Raw genomic sequence first — 19,489 nt, forward strand, 5'->3', positions numbered from 1 at the left:
GGAGGGCTAGTTCTGCGCGTTGGTGGAGAACAGCACGCCCTTGAGCGCGTCGAACTCCTCCAGCGACTGGCCCGACCCGATGGCCACGCAGTCGAGGGGGTTGTTCGCGATCACGATCGGCATGCCGGTCTCGTGCTGCAGCCGGGCGTCGAGCCCGTGCAGCAGGGCGCCGCCACCGGCCAGCACGATGCCGGTCTCCATGATGTCGGCGGCCAGCTCCGGCGGGGTCTTGTCCAGCGTGACCTTGACGGCGTCGCAGACCGCGGAGACGGGCTCCTCGATGGCCTCGCGGATCTCCTCGGTGGTGGTGACGATGGTCTTGGGCAGGCCCGTCACGAGGTCGCGGCCGCGGATCTCGGCGTGCAGCTCCTCCTGGAGCGGCCACGCGGAGCCGAGGGCGATCTTGATCTCCTCGGCGGTGCGCTCGCCGAGGGCGAGGCTGTACTCCTTCTTGATGTACTGGATGATCGAGTCGTCCAACTCGTCGCCGCCCACGCGGACCGACTGGCTGGCGACGATGCCGCCCAGCGAGATCACGGCCACCTCGGTGGTGCCGCCGCCGATGTCGACGATCATGTTGCCCGTGGGCTCCTGCACCGGCAGCCCGGCGCCGATGGCCGCGGCCATCGGCTCCTCGATGATGTAGGCCGGCTTGCGAGCGCCGGCGTACTCCGCCGCCTCCTGCACCGCCCGCTGCTCCACGCCGGTGATGCCGGACGGGACGCAGATGACCATGCGGGGCTTCGCCCACCGGCGCTGGTGCACCTTGTGGATGAAGTAGCGGAGCATCTTCTCGCAGATCTCGAAGTCGGCGATCACGCCGTCCTTGAGGGGGCGGATGGCCTGGATGTGGGCCGGGGTGCGCCCGATCATCCGCTTGGCCTCGAGGCCGACGGCGAGCGGCCGGCCGTCCTTGACGTTGATGGCCACCACGGACGGCTCGTTGAGCACGATCCCGCGCCCTCGGACGTACACGAGGGTGTTGGCGGTGCCGAGGTCGACCGCCATGTCGCGGCCCATGATCGACGAGAACGGGTTGTCAGAAGACATGGACCCTCCGCGGGCCGATCGAGAGCGGTCGTCGGAGGTTACGGGACGGTCGGAACGCCGACAAGGCACCGACCCGCTGCTCCGGCGCCGATGCTAGCCCTTGTCACCCAACTGCAACAATCGACCTAGCAGATGCCTCTGACCTGCAGGTGGATGGTGAGGTTCAGGTCAGGCGAAGCTCGACCTGAGGTGGAGCGGCGGCGCCGGCGGGCGTCGCCCGAAGCGGTGAGGCTGCAGTCGCGTGTCGGTTTCGCCCGCCCGGTGCAGCGGCGCCGGACGGCCCCGACCTCACGTGGAGGCCGAGGCTCGACCGGTGCGGGCGCGACAGGCTCAGCGGCCGGGGAACCAGAGGGCGATCTCGCGCTCGGCCGACTCCGGGCCGTCGGAGCCGTGCACCAGGTTCTCGTTCGTGGTGGTGGCGAGGTCGCCACGGATCGACCCGGGCTGGGCGTCGGTGACCTGGGTCTTGCCGATGAGGATCCGGCCCAGCTCCCAGGTGTTCTCCGACGGCCCCTCGACGATCATGGCCACCACGGGCGACCGGGTGAGGAAGCTCACCAGCTCGCCGAAGAAGGGCTTGTCGGCGTGCTCCTCGTAGTGCGCCTCGGCGAGGGCGGTGTCGGCCGTGCGCAGCTCGACGGCGGCGAGGGTGAGGCCCTTGCGCTCGAAGCGGGCGATGACCTCGCCCACCAGCCCCCGCTCCACGGCGTCGGGCTTGCACATGATGAAGGTCCGGTTCGTCATAAGGCGGACGAACCTACGCGAGCGCTCCCCGACCGGCCAACCGACGGTCGGCCCCGGACCGTGCGCCGGGCGCGCCACGGGGCCGGGCCCCACGCCGCGGCGCGAGGGCCCGACCCCGTCCGGGAGGCGGTCGGTGAGCGGTGGGTCAGCCGGGCTCGGTGCCCACGTAGAGCCGCTGGCGGGGCGGGTTGGCACCGGTGCCGCCGCCCTGGTCGCCCTCCGGGTACGAGTTGAGGCGCACCGTCACGGCGTCGGCGGTGACCGACACCCCGTTGACCGCCTCGCGGCGCCCGGCCTCCGCGGCCGGCAGGTCGACCACCGAGAAGGCGCTGCCGTCTCCGCTGTGCACGACCACCGAGGGCCCGTCGGCCTGGCCGGGGTGGGCCTGGAGCACCGCGGCGAACCCGAGGGGCCCGAACGAGGCGCCCTGGATCCCGGCGTCGGCCAGGCCGGCGCCGAGCACGTCGCCCAGCACCGTCGTCCGGGCCACGGTGCCCTCGAGGGAGGCCAGCTCGAGGGCTCCTCCCTTGTCGTCCTGCAGCAGCACGGTGGCCCGGCCGCCCAGCAGCCCGCCGGTCACCGGGGTGCCGTCGAGGGCGACGGGGGCTGCCGTCCACGTCCGTCCGTCGGCGGACGCCCGCGCCGAGGTGGTGCTGCTGGTGCCCTGGGAGTCGTAGCGCTGGCTGACCAGCCAGAAGGCGTCCGGAGCGGCGACGAGCTGCACCGCGTCGGCGCCGCCCAGCTCGGCCACCTGGGCGAAGGCGCCGTCGTCGCCGGTGGCGAAGACGAGGGTGCGCCCCACTGCCAGGTCGCCCACCGCCGGATCGATGCCCAGGTCGGCCCACGAGTACGTGGCCGCCACCGGGAGGCCGGCGTCCTGGGAGGCGCAGCCCGGGTCGACCTCACCGTCGGGGCCGAGCTTGCCGGCCGCCTTGGCCTCGGCCTCCGCCCGCTTCGCTGCGTCCTGGCTGGTGCCGACGGGATCGGCGACCTCGCTGGTGGTGGGGGCCGCGGTCGTGGTGGGGGCCGCAGTCGTGGCGGTGGCGCCGCCCTCAGGCTGGCCGGGGCAGGGATCGCCGTAGACGCTGATCCCCTCCGCGGTGGCGCCCCACCCGAAGGACAGGTCGGTGCCCGCGGGCAGCAGCGGCTTCGGGTCGTCGATCTGGCCGACCACCCGGACGGCGACGACGGTCTCGCCGTCGCGGCTGGCGATGTGCGGCGACCCGGCCCCGACCTTCCCGGGGAAGCCCTGGCCGAGGCGGGCGAGGTCGAGCGGGAGCGTGGTGCGATCCCACGCCGCTCCCCCGTCGGTGGTCGACGCCACCTCGACCTGCTCGCTGCTACCGCCGGCCGGCGAGGTGCCCACGGCGTAGAGCCGATCGCCGCCGGCGGCGATGCCCGAGGCGGTGAGGTGGTCGGGGAGCGACGCCGGCTCCCAGTCGGCACCGTCGCCCGACCGGTAGAGGGCCGGAGGGACGGGGCCGTCCGGATCGCTGGGCGCGGCGGCGGTCGACAGGCCGTAGACCGAGCCGTCGTCGGTGGCGACGCTGCCGTCGTTCCACCCGATCCCGTGCTTCGGGGTGACGACCGTCCAATCGAGGCCGGACGGCACCACCTGGGCGCCCACGCCGACGACCTGGCGGTCGTGGCCGTCGCCCGTGCGCTGGGCGATGGCGGCGCCGCCGAGGGCGAGCACGCCCACCACGGCGCCCAGCTTGGCGGCCGTGCGGCGGTGGCGGCGCCGACGGCCGCGCTGGGCGATCGTCGTGGCGCTGGCGGCCGGCACCGAGACCTCGGTGGCTCGGGCGGAGAAGTAGTGCTGCAGGCGATCGTCGTCGTTCATGACGGGTCCTCTTCGGTTCGGAGGTGGCGGAGGCGGGCTTGGAGGATCTGGTTGGCACGGGAGAGGCGGCTCTTGACCGTCCCCTCCCGGAGGTGCAGGGCGGCGGCGGTCTCGGCGACGGACCAGCCGAGGACGTGGCGGCACACCACGACGCTGCGGTGCTTCGGGTCGAGCTCGGCGAGGGCGGCGTGGACGGCGGGCTCGACGACCGCCTGCTCGTGGTCCGGCGGCTCGTAGAGCCGGTGCACGCCGCGCCGTCGGCGCCGCAGGATCGAGAGCGCCCAGTTCATGGCCACCCGGTAGACCCATGCCGGCGGGTTGCCCTGCGAGACCGACGGCCACCGCTCGTAGGCCCGGACGAAGGCCTCGTCGGTGGCCTCGGCCGCCAGGTCGGCATCGCCGAGGGCGAAGGCGATGGCCCGTCCGATCGCGGCACGCTCGGTCTCGTAGAACCGCTCGAAGGAGGGCACCGGGGTCGGGCCCGTGGCGGCAGGGGCGGCGAGCAGGGGCTCGGCGCCGGCGCCGGCGCTGCGCCGTGGCGGTCGCCGGACGGCGAGGTCGCCCGGGCGGACGACTCGCGTCGCGCGGGTGGGGAGCGGTGCGGTCACGACGGGTCTACGCCTGGCCCACCGGTTCGGTTCCATCAGCCCGGGCCGATCCTCTCTGCGGCTCGGCGCACCGCCGGATCGGTCGGGGCGATCGCCACGGCGGCACGGATCGCCCGGCGAGCGTCGGCCCGTCGATCGGCGGCCAGGTAGAGCAGCGCCAGTTGGGTCGGGGCGACGGGATCGCGGGGCAGCAGCCGGGCGGCGCGCCGCCAGGCCCGCTCGGCTGCGGCGGGACGGTCGTCGAGCCGGCCGAGCTCGCCGGCCAGCAGCCAGAGCTCGCCCGACAGGGGGTCCTCGGCCAGGAGGCGATCGACCTCGTGCTGGGCCCGGCCGATCTGGGCCGGCACCTCGGTGGCCTCGGCGCGGGCGACCAGGAGCCGAGCGCGAGCGAGCCGGGCGATGGGGTCGCCGGGCGAGACCGCCAGCCCGTCGTCGACCGCCCGCAACCCGGCGAGCGAGCCCTCCCCCGCCGCCACCCGGGCCCGGGCCTCCAGCAGGCGGTAGCGCAGGACGTCGGGGCGCAGCCGGCTGGCGCTCGCCGCCTGGGCGGCGGCCACGGCCCCGTCTCGGCGGGCCAGCGCCCGAGCGGCGGCGGCGGCGTGGCGGTCGGCGACCACGCCGGTGGCCCCGGCCGCCAAGGCGACGATCGCCACCAGGCCCAGCACGGCCGGCACGGGCCGGGGCGCGCCCCGATGGCGCGCCGGCGACGCGCCTCGGTCGGCCGGCCGCCCCCAGGTCCGCAGCTCGCCGGGATCGGCGGTGGCCGCCACCAGCAGGCCGCCCAGCAGCCAGGCCACCGGGTCGAGCTCCGAGGTCGGGAACAGGAACAGCTCCCCCACCCCGTGCGCCACCACGCCGGCGGCGAGGCCGACCACCCACGGTCGGCCGCGCCGCAGCCCCCGCCAGGCGAAGCGGCCGATGAGCCCGGCGACCGCCAGCCACGCCAGTCCGGCGCCGACGCCACCGGCGAGGGCCACGTCGAGCGGCGCCGAGTGCGCCCGATCGGGCAACGGGTCACGGCCGTGCTCGCGCTGGTAGCGCTCGTCGACGCCCGAGGCGAAGGCCACCCGGTACCCCTCGGGCCCCACGCCGGTCACCGGGTGCTCGGCGATCACCCGAGCCGCCACCCGCCACTCGTCCAGCCGGCCGATCCCGCCCGGCGACCGCTCGTCGAACGCCGAGCTGAGCCGACCGCCCACCGGCGTGGCGACGACCACCACCGCCAGGGCGGCGAGGCCGAGCGCAGCGATGGGAGCGGCCCGGCCACGCTCGCGCCGAAGCCCACGGCGGCGGGCGACGGCCGTGGCACCGGCCGCCGCCGCCAGCCCGACCCACGCCGAGCGGGTCCCCGCACCGACGCAGGCCACCCCGACCAGCACCGCCCCCACGGCGGCGGTCGCCCGGAGCGGGCGGCCGAGGCGGCGATCGGCTGCGGTCCCGGCCGCGATGGGGAGCAGGAGCGCGCTGGCCGCGCCGAGGTACGCCGCCGAGCCGAAGGTGCCGGTCAGCCGGGACCCGCCCAGCCCGACCGGGCCGGGGGCCCAGCCCACCGCCTCGGCCGCGGCGACGCCGCCGACGCCCACGGCGGCGGCCGCCAGGCCCACCAGCAGCGGGCCGGCGTCGCCGTCGGGGTCGAGGGACGTGCCGGCCAGGAGGGCCACGGCCAGCAGCGCCCACGTGACCACCCCGAGCTGGCGCTCGGGCGTACCGATCCAGGCGTAGGTGGGATCGAGCCCCACGGCCGCACCCAGCACGAGGAAGGCCAGCAGGACGACCACGGCCACCCCCAGCCGCGGCTCGAACCGGGCGCGGCGACGGGCCAGGAGGCCCCCGGCCCCGAGGGGCAGGAGCACCGAGACCGCCAACCACTTGGCCGGCCCGAACGGGTACCAACCGCCGGGGTCGAGCGCGAGGAACGCCGCCGGAGCCAGCGCGGCCAGCACCCACGTCCCCCACCGGTCACCCATATGGGTCGGGCACCCTACGCCCCCGAACCGGGCTGCGGACCTCGCCGTCCAGCGGCCGCTCCCCGACCCACCACGAGCGAGAACCCGAACTGGGCTGGAGGGCGGCCGCCAGCGCGACCAGGTGTCCACCCCCCTCGATGGGCCGAGGCCGGCCGAGGGCGGGCGGGTCAGTCGCCGGGCTGGCCGCCGTCGCCGGACCAGCGGCCGTCGGTGCGCAGGGTGAGGATGTCGACGCCGTCCTCGGTGACGAGCAGCGTGTGCTCGAACTGGGCGGTGCGCTTGTTGTCGACCGTGGTGGCGGTCCAGTCGTCGTCCCAGAGGCGGTGCCGCCAGTCGCCGACGGTGATCATGGGCTCGATGGTGAACACCATGCCGGGGACGAGCTGCTTGGCGGCTCGGGGGTCGGCGGCGGCCGGCACGTAGTAGTGCGGGATGGCGAGGTCGGTGTGGAACGTCTCGCCGATGCCGTGGCCGATGAACGAGCGCACCACCCCGAACCCCGCGCCCTCGGCGTGGTCCTGGATGGCGCGGCCGATGGCGTTGATGGGCTGGCCGGGGCGCACCTGGGCGATGGCCAGCGTGAGGCACTCCCGGGTGACCTGCACCAGCCGCTGGGACTCCGGATCGACGGTGCCGACGAAGAACGTGGCGTTGGTGTCGCCGTTGACGCCCTCGCGGAAGCAGGTGACGTCGAGGTTCACGATGTCGCCGTCGCGCAGGGCCCGGCTGTCGGGGATCCCGTGGCAGATGACCTCGTTCACCGAGGTGCAGAGCGACTTCTTGTAGCCGTTGTAGTTGAGCGGGCTGGGGTAGGCGCCGGCGTCGACGGTGATCTGGTGGCAGAGCGCGTCGAGCTCGTCGGTGGTGACGCCGGGCGCCACCGCCGCGCCGACCTGGGCCAGGACGTCACCGGCCAGGCGGCCGGTGCGGCGCATGCGGTCGATGACGTCGGCCGACTTCACGTCGGCCTCGCTCCGGTCGCTGCCCGTGCCGCTGTCGGCCCACGGCGGGCGCTCGACGGACGCTGGCACGTCGCGGCGCGGGCTGAGGGTGCCGGCCACGATGCGATCGGTGGTGGGCTTGTGGCAGCGCTTGAACTTGAGGCCGCTCCCGCACCAGCACGGGTCGTTCGGCTTCATCTTCGACAGGGCGACGACGGGGGCGGTCATGCATCGACCTCGGTTCGGATCAGGGTGCGGGCGGGACCGACGACGTAGAGCGAGCCGGTCACGAGGATGAGGTCGTCGGGGCTGGCCAGGCCGAGGGCCCGGTGGACCGCCTGGTCGACCGAGGACACCGCCTCGGCCACGATGCCGAGCCCGTCGGCGGCGGCGGCGACCTGCGGGGCGGGCACGGCTCGGGGCGAGTCGGGCGTGCAGGCGATGAGGAAGCCGGCGTCTCGGGCGCCGAGGGCCTCGAGCATCTCGGCGACGTCACGGCCCTTCAGGAAGCCGGCCACGACGATCACGGTGCCGCCGAGGGTGAACTCCTCGCGCAGCGTGGCGGCGCAGGCGCGGGCACCGTCGAGGTTGTGGGCGGCGTCGAGCACCACCGTGGGCTCGCGGTGGACGATCTCGAAGCGCCCGGGCACGGTGACCTTGGCGAACGCCTCCTCCACGACGTCGTCGTCGAGCCGCCGGGTGAAGAACGCCTCGACGGCGGCGAGCGCGATGGCGGCGTTGTCGCCCTGGTGCTCGCCGTGGAGCGGGACGAAGACGTCGTCGACGGTGCCCGACGGGGTGCGCAGGGAGACGTGGCGACCGCCGAGCGCCAGGATCGACTGCTCGCAGTCGAAGTCCGTCCCCCGCCACCACGTGGCCTCGGCCGGGGTGTCGGACAGGATCTCGCGCAGGGTGGGGTCCACCTCGCCGCAGACGAAGGTGGCCCCGGCCTTGACGATGCCGGCCTTCTCGCCGGCGATGGCCTCGCGCCAGGCCCCCACGCCGTCGGTGTGGTCGTGGCCCACGTTGGTCAGCACGGCGACCACGCCGTCGGCCACGTTGGTGGCGTCGTAGCGGCCGAGCATGCCGACCTCGACCACCGCCACGTCGACGGCGACGTCGGCGAACCAGTTGAACGCCGCCGCGGTGAGGATCTCGAAGTAGCTCGGCGTGATGCCCGCCACCTCCTCGACCGAGGCGACGACGCCGATGGAGGCGCCCAGCTCGTCGTCGGAGATGGGCTCGCCGTTCCACGAGATCCGCTCGTTGATGGCCTCGAGGTGCGGGCTGGTGTAGGTGCCGACCGACAGGCCCGAGGCCTCGAGCAGCTCCGTGATCATGCGGGCGACCGAGCCCTTGCCGTTGGTGCCCGTGACGTGGATGACCGGATAGGCCAGCTGGGGGTCGCCGAGGACGCCGACGAGGCGGCGCATGCGGTCGAGCGAGAGGCCCTCGGCCCGACCGGCGGTGGCCTCGAGGTTGGTGTGCTGGTCGAGGTAGCGGAGTGCGGTTGCCAGGTTCACGGTCCGCCCAGGCTACCGGCGGGCCTGCTCGACCGAAGAGCCGGGCGACGGCCCGCCGACGCTCAGGAGGCCAGGGCTGCGGCGCGAGCGCGGGCGCCGTCGACGGCCGACTTCGAGGGTGGGGCGGGCGGCATCGACGGCGTCGGCCAGGCCGGCCCGACCCGAGTGCAGGGCGTGCACCACCTGCGGGCGACCCGCGTCGACGGCGTCGAGCACCGCGGCCCGGCCCGAGGAGAGGGCGTCGGCCACCGCGGGACGCCCGGCGTCCACGGCGTCGCCGAACGCCTCGCCGATGGCGTCGACGGCCCGCTCGGCGGCCGCCACCACGCTCGGCACCAGCGACGTGGCGACGGTGTGGCCCGCCTCCTGCAGCTGGTCGGCAACGGAGTCGTAGGCCGACTCGAGCACCGGGCGGGCCTTGCGGGCCAGCTTCCGCCCGCGAGCGGTGCCTTCGTCGGCCAGGTCGGCGGCGAGCTTGGCGGCGGCTGCCCGGGCCCGACGATCGAGCACGAAGCCCACGAACGTGCCGGCCAGCGCGCCCTCGGCGGCGCCCTTGGCGATCGCCGAGGCGGCCGGCTTGGAGCCTGCGGCGGAGGCGGCGGCACGCCGCGCCTGGATCCCGGCGATGCCCCCACCGACGAGGCCTCCGACGACGGCGCCTCTCACGAGCTGGTTCATGGCTGGTCCTCCAGGACGGGTTGCGAACAGGGCGCACCCTACCCAGCACCCCGGCCGCCATCACCCGGACGGGCGGCTACCGGTAGCCGTCGGGGAGGCTGATGCCGAACTGGCGCTGGAGCAGGTCCAGGTCGTGGCGGTCCCGGCTCCGCGGCTCGTAGCCGCTGTGGTGCGCGACCTGGAGCTGGGCGCCGATGCAGCGGACCGAGCGTCCGCCGACCCACCCGGTGGTGATCTCGCCGGCGGGGTACCGGGCGTCGGTGCCGTCGGGGTTGGCCCCGGCCTGCCACAGGTCGCCGTCATCGTCGGGGCGCACCGGGTGGAGGTCGACCTGGCGGCCGGCGGCGTCGCGGAGCACGGCCCGCGTGGGACGGAGGTCCTCGACGAGGGCGAAGCCCACCGAGGCGAGGGAGGCGACCACACGGTCGAGCTCGGCCAGCAGGACGACCAGGTCGAGGTCCTCGTGGTCGCGGTGCTGGGCCCCGAGCAGGGCATCGATGCCCCACCCGCCGTCGAGGACGGGGTCGATGCCGTCCTCGGCGAAGACGTCGAGCAGGTCGAGCACGTCTCGAGCTTCCATCAACACGTCGACCCCCCAAGGTCGCCGGCCACGGCGGCGGCGGAGCGGTGCGGGCTAGCTGGCGGCGCGACGGGGGCGGGAGGCCCGCGCCGGCGTCTCACGGGGCACGAGGGTCGGGTTGACCTTCTCGAGCACGACGTCGGCATCGATCACGCAGCGCTCGACGTCGGTGCGGCTCGGCAGGTCGTACATCACGTTGAGCAAGACCTCTTCGAGGATGGCTCGCAGCCCACGGGCACCGGTGGCCCGGAGGATGGCTTGGCCGGCGATGGCCTGCAGCGCGTCCTCGGTGAACTCCAGCTCGACGTTCTCCAGCTCGAAGAACTTCTGGTACTGCTTCACCAGGGCGTTGCGGGGCTCGACGAGGATCTTCACCAGGGCGTCCTGGTCCAGCTGGTCGACCACGCCGATCACCGGCAGGCGGCCGATGAACTCCGGGATGAGGCCGAACTTGTGGAGGTCCTCGGGCATGAGCTGGCCGAGCAGGTTGCCCAGGTTCTTGTCCTCGACCCGGCGGATGTCGGCGCCGAAGCCCACGCCCTTGGCGCCGGCCCGGCTCTCGATGATCTTCTCGATCCCGGCGAAGGCGCCACCGCAGATGAAGAGGATGTTGGTCGTGTCGATCTGGATGAACTCTTGGTGGGGGTGCTTCCGGCCGCCCTGCGGCGGCACCGAGGCGGTGGTGCCCTCCAGGATCTTGAGCAGCGCCTGCTGGACGCCCTCGCCGGAGACGTCACGGGTGATCGACGGGTTCTCGGCCTTGCGGGCCACCTTGTCGATCTCGTCGATGTAGATGATCCCGGTCTCGGCCTTCTTCACGTCGTAGTCGGCGGCCTGGATCAGCTTGAGGAGGATGTTCTCGACGTCCTCGCCCACGTAGCCCGCCTCGGTGAGGGCGGTGGCATCGGCGATGGCGAAGGGCACGTTGAGCATGCGGGCCAGCGTCTGGGCCAGGAACGTCTTGCCGCAGCCGGTGGGGCCGATCAGCAGGATGTTCGACTTGGCCAGCTCGACGTCGTCGGCGTGGGTGGACGCCGCGCCGATCTGGACCCGCTTGTAGTGGTTGTAGACCGCCACGGAGAGGATCCGCTTGGCCAGGTCCTGGCCGACGATGAAGTCGTTCAGGAACTCGAAGATCTCACGGGGCTTGGGCAGCTCGTCGAACTGGAGCTCGGAGGTCTCGGAGAGCTCCTCCTCGATGATCTCGTTGCAGAGGTCGATGCACTCGTCGCAGATGTAGACGCCGGGACCGGCGATGAGCTTCTTGACCTGCTTCTGCGACTTGCCGCAGAAGGAGCACTTCAGCAGTTCCCCGCCGTCTCCGAACTTGGCCACGTGCTCGTTCCCCTTGCGATCGTCAGCTGGCGGCCGTGATCGGGCCGCTCTTGTCGGCGAACTCCCGTGCGGAGATCACCTCGTCGATGATGCCGTACTCCTTGGCCTCGGTGGCGGACAGGACGAAGTCCCGGTCCGTGTCCTTGGCCACCTTCTCCTTCGACTGGCCGGTGTGGTCCGACAGGATCCCCTCCAGCAGGTCCCGCATGCGCAGGATCTCCTTGGCCTGGATCTCGATGTCGGAGGCCTGGCCACCGCCGCTGGCGTAGGGCTGGTGGAGCAGGACCCGGGCGTGGGGCAGGGCGAGGCGCTTGCCCTTGGTGCCCGCCGCCAGCAGCACGGCGGCGGCGGAGGCCGCCTGGCCGAAGCAGATCGTGGTGATCTCGGCCTTCACGTACTGCATGGTGTCGTAGATCGCGAACAGCGCGGTGATGTCGCCACCGGGGCTGTTGATGTAGATGTTGATGTCCTTGTCGGGGTTCTCCGACTCGAGGTGGAGCAGCTGGGCGCACACCAGGTTGGCGATCGTGTCGTCGATCGGCGTGCCCAGGAAGATGATGTGCTCCTTGAGGAGCTTCGAGTAGAGGTCGAAGGCCCGCTCGCCACGGTTGGTCTGCTCGACCACCGTCGGCACCAGGTAGTTGGACGCTCGCAGACCGCTGGTCGGGTCGTGGAAAGCGGGGTTGTTCACTCTTCGTCCTCCGTGGGGGCCTCTGCGGCGGGATCTGCTGCGTCGTCGGCGCCCGACGGGGGCTCGACCTCGAGGCTGGCCCGATCGATCACGTTGCCCCCCCTCATCGACCAGTTCGACCTGTTCGATGAGCCATTCGAGGGCCTTGCGCTTGCGCAGGTCCGAGCGTACCGCCGAGACCTGGCCGTTGCGTTCGAGTTGCTTGCGGACCTGGGCGGTCTTCTGGCCCACCCGCTCCGCGACCGAGGCGTACTCGGCTTCGAGCTCGTCCTCGGTGATGTCGATCTGCTCGGCCTCGACCACGGCGCGCAGCGCGAGGTCGACCTTGACGCCCTGGGCGGCGGCGGTGCGCAGCTCCTCGATGAAGGCGCCCTGGTCCTGGCCGGTGCTGGCGAGGTACTGGTCGACCCCGACGCCCTGGGCCTGGAGCCGCATGGCGAGGTCCTCCAGGCGCTGCTGCATCTCGCTGTTCACGAGCGCCTCGGGCACGTCCTCGTGCACCAGCTCGGCGAGGGCGTCGGCCGTCTTCTGCTGGATGGCCATCTGGCCCTGGACCTTCTTGACCATGCCCAGGCGCTTCACCAGGTCGGCCTTGAGCTCGTCGAGCGTCTCGAACTCCGAGGCCTCGGCGGCGAACTCGTCGTCGGCCTCGGGGAGGACCTTCTCCTTGACCTCCTTGACGGCGACGGTGAAGTCGACCGGCTCCTCGTCGGGGTCCGGGTGGTCCGCGGTGAAGGCGACGTCGGCGCCGACGGTGGCGCCGGTGAGGTTCTCGTCGAGCTCGGGCACGACGGAGCCGCTGCCCACCTCGTAGAGGTAGTCCTCGGCGGTCAGCCCGTCGATGGGCTCGCCGTCGCGGGAGCCGGTGATGTCGATGGTGACGTGGTCGCCCTCGGCGGCCGGGCGCTCGACGACCTCGAGCTTGGCGAAGCTCTCGCGCAGGCGGTCGACGCGCTCGTCGACCTCCTCGTCGGACACGTCCGGCGAGTCGATCGTGATGCGCAGCGAGTCGTACCCGCCGACCATGACGACCGGGCGGACCTCGACGACGGCCTCGAAGGCGACGTCGCCCTCTTCGCGGCCGGCGGTGATGTCGATGTCGGGCGGGGCGATGACGTCGACGTCGTGCTCCTCCACGGCCTCGGCGTAGAACCGCGGCAGCGAGAACTCGAGGGCGTCGCCACGGGCGGCCTCGGTCCCGATGCGGGCCTCCAGGAGCTTCCGAGGCGCCTTGCCCTGGCGGAAGCCGGGGATGCGGACCTCGCGGGCGATGCGCTTGAAGGCGGCATCGACCTCGTGCTCGAACTCGACGCTGTCGATCTCGATCGCCAGCTTGACCTTGTTGCCCTCGACGGGCTCGACCGTTGACTTCATGAGGTCGGTGAGCTTACCGGCGGAGACCCGTCGGCTCCGCACCGGGCGGGCCGGGTGGCTGCGCCCCGGCGGGCCGGGGCGTGGACCGGCCCGGCCAGCCGGTACCGTCGCCCGCATGTCTCCGGTCGCCGGCCCGCTGTTCGCGGCCGCCCTGTTGCTCGGCGTCGCCGGGATCCTGAAGCTGTCCCAGCCCGCGCCGACCCGGGTGGCGCTGCGCAGCGCCGGGCTGCCCAGCACCGTGCTCGCGGCGCGCACCATCGGCCTCGGGGAGCTGGCCTTCACGGCCGTCGCCCTGGTGGTCGGCGGCCGCCCGGGCGCCGCCCTCGTCGCCCTCGCCTACCTCGGCTTCGCCGCCTTCAGCCTCCGGGTCATCACGGCCACCCGCGGCAAGGCCTCGTGCGGCTGCTTCGGCGCCTCCGACGCCCCGCTCACCAACCTGCACGTCGGCGTCGACCTCGCCATCGTCGCCGTCGCGCTGGTCGCGGTGGCCGACCCCGTCCCCGGGATCGTCGCCGTGGCCCGCGACACGCCGCTCGCCGGCATCCCGTTCCTGGCCTTCACGGCCCTGCTCGCCTGGCTGGTCCAGGTCCTGCTGACCGCGCTCCCGGCCCTCCAGGCCGCGGCCCGACCCCCCAAGAAGGTGGCCCGATGACCGTCGTCGTCGTGATCGAGGGCGTCGTCGTCGCCGTGCTCGCCCTGCTCGTCGTCGGCCTGCTCCGCAGCCACGCCGAGATCCTCAAGCGCCTCCACGAGCTGGGTGCCGGCCTCGACGCCACGCCGGCGCAGTCCCAGCCGATGTCGGCCGCCGGGCCCCGGCCGGGACGCGACTTCAACGTCATGCCCCAGGTGCCGTCGCCCCCGGACCGGGAGGCCTTCGGCGGCTCCGCCGACCTCGCCGGCATCGGCGCCGGCGGCAGCGAGGCGGTCACCGTGCGGGTCAACGGCGTCGAGCACGACACCATCGTCGCCTTCCTCTCCTCGGGCTGCATCACGTGCCAGAAGTTCTGGGACGCCTTCCGCAAGCCCCGCAAGCTCGGCCTGCCGGCCGGCACCCGCCTGGTGGTGGTCACCAAGGGCGCCGACGCCGAGAGCCCGTCCGAGGTCGCCAAGCTGGCCCCGCCCGGGATCCCCACCCTCATGTCGACCGAGGCGTTCGCGGCCTACGACGTGCCGGGCTCGCCGTACTTCGTCCAGGTCCACGGACCCACCGGGCGGGTGAAGGGCGAGGGCACCGGCCCCGACTGGGACCAGGTCTCGGGATTGCTGTCCCAGGCCACGGGCGACGCCGAGCTGGTCGCCTCCCTCGCCGGCTCCATGGTGGCCAAGCCCGACGCCGACGCCGAGCGAGAGGCCCGGATCGACCGAGAGCTCTTCGACGCCGGCGTCGCGCCCGGAGACGCCAGCCTCTACACCGTCGACGGCGCCCACGAGCACGACCACGACGACCACGCGGGCCACGACCACGGCTGATCCGCGTCGCCCGATCGGGCGGACGGGGCGGGGCTGGCCCCGCCGGGCGCTCCCATCCGCGAAGATGGGCGCCTCATGAAGCTGCAGGCACACGGCATCGAGACCGACCTCCCGCCCGGTTGGGAGGGCCGGATCGCCCTCCGCAAGGCCCCAGGGGCCACGGCGGCGGCGAACGACAGCACGGCGGCCCGCGCCGCCGGCACGCTGGGCGAGGTCCCCAACCCGGTGGTCCACCTGGCGAACTTCGCCCTCCCCGAGGACCGGGGGGACTTCGGCTCCGGCGCCGTCGACCTCATGACCGAGGCCGACGTCATGGTCGTGCTGTTCGAGTACGGCCCCGAGGCGGTGGGCAAGGCGCTGTTCAAGCGCAAGGGCATCCCCACCAACCTCACGCCGAACATGTTCTCGTCGTCCGCCCTCCAGCGGACGCTGCCCGGCCAGGCCGGGTGCCAGGTCTTCTTCACCGTCGAGGACCGGGCCTTCTGCTGCTACACGGTCCTCGGTCGCCAATCGGCCGCCAACCGGGTCCTGCCCCAGGCCAACGCCACGCTCGCCGCCACGAGGATCTCCCGCCGATGACCGCCACCCTCCCCCGCCCGCTGCGCCGCACCAAGGCGCCGGTCGAGACCGCCGACCTCGCCCACGAGGGCATCCACCGCGACCCCGGCGCCCACGACCCCATCAGCACCGGCGGCTTCGCCCAGAAGCTCGTCCACCGGGCCTCGGGCTGGCTGAGCGGCTCGAAGTCCACCCGCCGGTCCTTCCTCACCCGCACCGCCGTGGTGGGCTCGGCCCTGGCCGTCGGCCCGATCGACTTCATCCTCAAGCCCGGCTCTGCGTACGGCTACGTCTGCGGCACCTGCTCCGACGGCTGGACGGCGTTCTGCTGCACCATCAACAGCGGCAAGAACTCCTGCCCGCCCGGCAGCTTCATCGCCGGTTGGTGGAAGGCCGACAACGCCGCCTACTGCTGCGGCGCCGCCCGCTACATCATCGACTGCAACGCCAGCTGCCCCACCCAGTGCTCGTGCCGCTGCGCCGGCGGGTCCTGCGACAACCGCCGCACGTGCTGCAACCAGTTCCGCTACGGCCAGTGCCACCAGGAGATCTCCTGCTACGGCCCCGTGGTGTGCCGGGTGGCCACCTGTGAGGTGCCCTGGAAGTACGACCCCAGCTGCACCACCTCCAGCGCCACCGACAACAAGACCCGCGAGCACGGCGCCCCGTGCCTCAGCACCGACTGCGGCACCGCCATCGACAAGAAGTACAAGGCGCTCGGCGGTGAGGCCAGCGACCTCGGCAAGCCCACCGGCGCCGAGGTGGCCGTCGGCGACGGCAAGGGCCGCCGCCGGACCTACGAGCACGGCAACATCTACTGGACCTCGGCGCTCGGTGCCCACGAGGTCCACGGCGGCATCTTCGACCAGTACGCCGCCGTCCAGGGCGTCTACGGCCTGCTCGGCTACCCCACCTCCGACACGCTCACGTCCTCGGACCAGCGCACGCGGTACGGCAACTTCGAGGGCGGGCGGATCTACTACTTCCGCAACGACGGCCACACCGTCGCGCTGACCAAGCCGTTCTTCGCCAAGCACCAGGCGCTGGGCGGCGTCGCCGGCATGCTCGGCTACCCCACGTCGAACATCCGCACCTCGAGCGACAAGCGGTCGACGTACTTCAACTTCGAGAAGGGCCGCATCTACTCGGTGTCGGGCCGCGTCGTCGAGGTCCACGGCTCGGTGTACACGTTCCACGAGAGCATCCAGGGCGTGCACGGCGTGCTCGGCTACCCCACCATCGACCTCGTCGCGGTGGGCGACGGCCGGGGCAAGACCCAGTGGTTCGAGGGCGGCATGGTCTGGTACACGCCCACCACCGGCACGTTCGGGCTGTGGGGCGAGGTGCTCAACCGCTACATCAGCAACGGCCACGCCAAGGGCTACCTCAAGTACCCCACCAGCTCGGTCAAGCCGGTGGGCGACGGCCGCGGCTCGTACGCCACCTTCGAGAACCAGGGCAACATCTACGCCACCGCCACCACCAAGGGGCACCAGGTCCACGGCGCGCTGCTCACCTACTACCTCGCCCACGGCGGTCCCACCGGCAGCCTCGGCTACCCCACCGGCGAGCTCGACCCGAGCAGCCAGTCCGGTGCCCGGTACCAGCAGTTCGAGCACGGCCGCCTCAAGTACCTGAACGGCACCGTCACCCCCGCCTGATCCCCGAACCGGGTTGCCACCGGCCCACCGCCGAGCGGTACGGTGCCGGTCCTCGCGGGTGTAGCTCAATGGCTAGAGCCTCAGATTTCCAATCTGATGATGAGGGTTCGATTCCCTTCACCCGCTCCACTTCCATCGCGGCAGGTCAGCAGGCCTGCAGCTCGGCGATGGTGGCGCCGGTGGCGGCGGACGACGTGATGGCCGAGGGCCGGAGGTCGTGGAGGCGCAGCCCAGGGTCGCCCGTGGCAGTCCGGGCCTTCGCCCACGCCTGGTGCCACCGGTACCGCCTGATCGGGCCGCCCTTCGCCCCGGTCAAGAGCAGGGGGGGGTCGTGATCAGCGGTCGTCGCTGCGCCAGAGGTGGGCCGGGTCGAAGTCGTAGGAGGCCACCGACCCACGACCCGCTCGAGGTGGAGCACGCCGTCGTGGGCCAACTCGTCGACCACCTGGTTCGGCGCTCGGATTCTGACGACCCAGTGGCGCAGTGAGAGCGGGCTCCACCATGAGGTTGACGTTCTTGAGGTCCCCGAGCACCTGACGTCGAACATCCGACAGCCGGAGCAGAGGAGCCTCCGCCGAGGGCCGGATGGCCTTCGAGCCGACGATCCGGTGGAATCCGACGACAGTGGGTGGGAGCTCCAGGGTCAGCCTCGATGCGACACCAGCGGCACGACCAGCCCCCGACACCCGAGCGATGCCGCCGCGGCGCGCACTTGGCGTGCGGCTCTCCTTGATGGCAGCCTCTACGCACCGCTCGACCAGGAGCGGGGACGAAGGTTCCCTGGGGAGGGTTCGACCGGTGCGTGGATTTCGGGTTCGTGACGGGTTGCACGCCGAGGCGGTGGAGGGGGCGCTGCTCGTGCTCGATCCGCGGTCCTCGAAGGTGTTCGAGCTCACCGGTGACCAGGCCGAGGCGTTCCGCCTCGCCGAGGCCGGCTCGAGCGAGGTGCCGGCAGAGCTGACCACGGCCATGGCTGCGCTGGTGGAGCTCGGCCTCGTCAAGGGCAACGGCTGGGACCGCCGCCGGGTGCTGCTCGCCGGCGGTGCCGCAGCCGCGGCGACCGTCGCCGTGCTCGCGCTTCCGTCGGCTGCCGCGGCCCAGTCCGCACCCGGTGGCGGCGGCACGTCGGGGCCGACGGTGCCCGACGCGCCGACGATCACCAGCATCGAGCAACGCGCGACGCTGCCTCGGGGCACCCGCTTCCGCGTGACCTACTCGACCGACAACGACGGAGGGTCTCCGGTGTTCGCATCGACGATCTGGGCGGACGGGACCCCGGTCGCCCACGGCGATCCCACCATCGGCGTGTTCATCACCACTCCCGGAGCGAGCATCCAGGTCAGCCTCATCAACTCCGTCGGGGACAGCCCTCTGTCGGCACCCGTCATCGCCGTCTGGGGCTGACGCACGCGGCTGGCCCACCTCGTCGGCGCCACCCCGCTCCGGCGCACGGAACCCTGGTACCGCGCCAAGCTCGACCACGACGGCGACGGGATCGCCTGCGAGCAGGCGACGTCGCCGGCACCCTCGGGGCTCTCGCCCTGCTCGCCGCTGCCGAGCTCGAGGATCGACCTCTTCGCCTCAGGCGGAGTACCGCAGGAGGTGGGCGCATGGCTCGCACCTCGAACCGTCGCGGGAAGGGCTGCCAGCTGTGCAAGCCCCACCAGCACGCCGCCCGTGGCCAGGCGCACCGCACGTCCCGGGCCGAGCTCCGGATGCTCGGCAAGGTCCGCCGGGTCACCCGCCACGATCTCGGCACCGACCGAACCTGACCGCAGGAAGGTGCACCCGCTGCCTCGCGCAGCCACCGGGCGGCTACGTCGATCGTCAACGGGACCGGGGTCGCCGTTCGCAGCGACCTCCTCCCCCAGGAGCTCGTTGAGCACCCGCTGCTCAGGGCAGCCGCCACGGGCTCGGTCAGGGTGACCACATGACCTTCCAGAACATCATCGCCGTCACCGTCGTCGTCTCCGTCGCCGCTCCGTTCTTCGGGCTCTGGTCCGTGCGGCGCATGAAGTTCGGCTCACGGGCCAAGCAGGCGGTCGCCGCCGAGCTGACCAAGACGGGCCTGAAGGCCCGTGCGCAGATCGTCGCGCTCACGGCGACGGGCATGGTCGTCAACGACATCCACGTCCGAACCGTCGTGCGGTTCGAGATCACCCCGCTGGACGGCAGCCCCAAGTTCGACGGCGAGAAGAAGATGCTGCTCGACCAGACCGCCCGCCCGCTCATCGGCGACGTGTGGCCGTGCTGGTACGACCGCAACGACCACGCGACGTTCGCCGTCGGCCAGCCTACGGGCGATGCCCGCGCCCAGATCGCCACGTTGGACGAGTTCGGCATCACCCACCCGCTCGCGCGTTGATCTGCGCCGGGTCCGTCGGTCGAAGGCCGTCCTCCGATCTGCCGACGAGGGTTCGCCTCCGCTCGAACCCACTGGCTGCGCCACCTGCCCGACGAGGGCGG

Annotated in this window: 19 protein-coding genes, 1 tRNA gene and 1 pseudogene; 9 read left to right on the forward strand and 12 right to left on the reverse strand. The window is 72.9% G+C overall.

All coding sequences use genetic code 11. The features are described from left to right. Nucleotides 1–6: 6 nt before the first annotated feature. The 11 genes from KSP35_RS08020 to tig all read right to left on the reverse strand — a co-directional run bounded on the left by KSP35_RS08020 (nt 7) and on the right by tig (nt 13,334). Complete coding sequence (locus tag KSP35_RS08020) at nt 7–1,050, reverse strand: rod shape-determining protein (RefSeq protein WP_305853105.1); 1,044 nt, start codon at nt 1,048–1,050, stop codon at nt 7–9. A 330-nt stretch (nt 1,051–1,380) separates the two neighbouring features. Further along, on the reverse strand, nt 1,381–1,794 hold the full coding sequence (gene ndk / locus KSP35_RS08025) for a nucleoside-diphosphate kinase (RefSeq protein ID WP_217000698.1): 414 nt from the start codon (nt 1,792–1,794) through the stop codon (nt 1,381–1,383). A gap of 145 nt (nt 1,795–1,939) precedes the next feature. Further along, the gene (locus KSP35_RS08030; RefSeq protein ID WP_217000699.1) at nt 1,940–3,637 is read right to left on the reverse strand and encodes a hypothetical protein; all 1,698 of its coding nucleotides are present in this window, start codon (nt 3,635–3,637) and stop codon (nt 1,940–1,942) included. After that, nucleotides 3,634–4,245: an RNA polymerase sigma factor gene (locus KSP35_RS08035; protein WP_217000701.1), complete on the reverse strand. Its 612-nt coding sequence runs from the start codon at nt 4,243–4,245 to the stop codon at nt 3,634–3,636. Before KSP35_RS08035 ends, KSP35_RS08030 begins: the two co-directional genes overlap by 4 nt. A 35-nt stretch (nt 4,246–4,280) precedes the next feature. Beyond that, entirely contained in the window at nt 4,281–6,212 is a 1,932-nt protein-coding gene (locus tag KSP35_RS25220) for an O-antigen ligase (RefSeq protein ID WP_217000703.1), read from the reverse strand. 167 nt (nt 6,213–6,379) lie between these two features. Then, nucleotides 6,380–7,381 (reverse strand): type I methionyl aminopeptidase, encoded by a 1,002-nt coding sequence (map, locus tag KSP35_RS08045; RefSeq protein WP_217000705.1) that lies wholly within the window; start codon nt 7,379–7,381, stop codon nt 6,380–6,382. Next, nucleotides 7,378–8,676, reverse strand: a complete 1,299-nt coding sequence (locus tag KSP35_RS08050) for a folylpolyglutamate synthase/dihydrofolate synthase family protein (protein ID WP_217000707.1) — start codon at nt 8,674–8,676, stop codon at nt 7,378–7,380. Before KSP35_RS08050 ends, map begins: the two co-directional genes overlap by 4 nt. Nucleotides 8,677–8,688: 12 nt before the next feature. Then, nucleotides 8,689–9,354, reverse strand: coding sequence for a hypothetical protein (locus tag KSP35_RS08055; protein ID WP_217000709.1), 666 nt, complete (start codon nt 9,352–9,354; stop codon nt 8,689–8,691). A 76-nt stretch (nt 9,355–9,430) separates the two neighbouring features. Continuing rightward, nucleotides 9,431–9,934 (reverse strand): nucleotidyltransferase domain-containing protein, encoded by a 504-nt coding sequence (locus tag KSP35_RS08060; protein ID WP_254127200.1) that lies wholly within the window; start codon nt 9,932–9,934, stop codon nt 9,431–9,433. Between the two features lie 54 nt (nt 9,935–9,988). Next, nucleotides 9,989–11,269, reverse strand: coding sequence for an ATP-dependent Clp protease ATP-binding subunit ClpX (clpX, locus tag KSP35_RS08065; RefSeq protein WP_217000713.1), 1,281 nt, complete (start codon nt 11,267–11,269; stop codon nt 9,989–9,991). A 22-nt stretch (nt 11,270–11,291) separates the two neighbouring features. Continuing rightward, complete coding sequence (gene tig, locus KSP35_RS25695; RefSeq protein ID WP_217000715.1) at nt 11,292–13,334, reverse strand: trigger factor; 2,043 nt, start codon at nt 13,332–13,334, stop codon at nt 11,292–11,294. 115 nt (nt 13,335–13,449) lie between these two features. On the opposite strand from tig, the gene KSP35_RS08075 reads away from it, so the two are divergent. From KSP35_RS08075 to KSP35_RS08095, 5 genes are all read left to right on the forward strand, one after another. Then, the gene (locus KSP35_RS08075; protein ID WP_217000717.1) at nt 13,450–13,986 is read left to right on the forward strand and encodes a MauE/DoxX family redox-associated membrane protein; all 537 of its coding nucleotides are present in this window, start codon (nt 13,450–13,452) and stop codon (nt 13,984–13,986) included. Further along, nucleotides 13,983–14,804 carry a hypothetical protein gene (locus KSP35_RS08080; RefSeq protein WP_217000720.1) on the forward strand — a complete coding sequence of 274 codons (822 nt, stop codon included), beginning with the start codon at nt 13,983–13,985 and terminating at the stop codon, nt 14,802–14,804. Before KSP35_RS08075 ends, KSP35_RS08080 begins: the two co-directional genes overlap by 4 nt. Before the next feature lie 75 nt (nt 14,805–14,879). Continuing rightward, nucleotides 14,880–15,383: a hypothetical protein gene (locus KSP35_RS08085; RefSeq protein ID WP_217000722.1), complete on the forward strand. Its 504-nt coding sequence runs from the start codon at nt 14,880–14,882 to the stop codon at nt 15,381–15,383. After that, nucleotides 15,380–17,023, forward strand: coding sequence for an LGFP repeat-containing protein (locus KSP35_RS08090; RefSeq protein ID WP_217000724.1), 1,644 nt, complete (start codon nt 15,380–15,382; stop codon nt 17,021–17,023). Before KSP35_RS08085 ends, KSP35_RS08090 begins: the two co-directional genes overlap by 4 nt. Nucleotides 17,024–17,077: 54 nt before the next feature. Continuing rightward, nucleotides 17,078–17,152, forward strand: a tRNA-Gly gene (locus tag KSP35_RS08095). Between the two features lie 16 nt (nt 17,153–17,168). Here KSP35_RS08095 and KSP35_RS08100 read toward each other — a convergent pair. Next, complete coding sequence (locus tag KSP35_RS08100; RefSeq protein WP_217000726.1) at nt 17,169–17,339, reverse strand: hypothetical protein; 171 nt, start codon at nt 17,337–17,339, stop codon at nt 17,169–17,171. Nucleotides 17,340–17,608: 269 nt separating this feature from the next. Here KSP35_RS08100 and KSP35_RS08105 point away from each other — a divergent pair, with 269 nt between their 5' ends. The 4 genes and pseudogenes from KSP35_RS08105 (at nt 17,609) to KSP35_RS08115 (ending at nt 19,388) form a co-directional block, all read left to right on the forward strand. Beyond that, complete coding sequence (locus tag KSP35_RS08105; protein ID WP_217000728.1) at nt 17,609–18,427, forward strand: hypothetical protein; 819 nt, start codon at nt 17,609–17,611, stop codon at nt 18,425–18,427. A gap of 9 nt (nt 18,428–18,436) precedes the next feature. After that, nucleotides 18,437–18,493, forward strand: a pseudogene (locus KSP35_RS25700) (hypothetical protein); the annotation flags it as partial. Between the two features lie 140 nt (nt 18,494–18,633). After that, a complete protein-coding gene (locus KSP35_RS24175) occupies nt 18,634–18,795 on the forward strand; it encodes a hypothetical protein (protein ID WP_254127043.1) in 162 nt (53 codons plus the stop codon). Nucleotides 18,796–18,953: 158 nt separating this feature from the next. Further along, complete coding sequence (locus tag KSP35_RS08115) at nt 18,954–19,388, forward strand: hypothetical protein (protein ID WP_217000730.1); 435 nt, start codon at nt 18,954–18,956, stop codon at nt 19,386–19,388. Nucleotides 19,389–19,489: the final 101 nt, after the last annotated feature.

Source organism: Aquihabitans sp. G128 (genome assembly GCF_019048865.1).
Taxonomy (GTDB): domain Bacteria; phylum Actinomycetota; class Acidimicrobiia; order Acidimicrobiales; family Iamiaceae; genus Aquihabitans.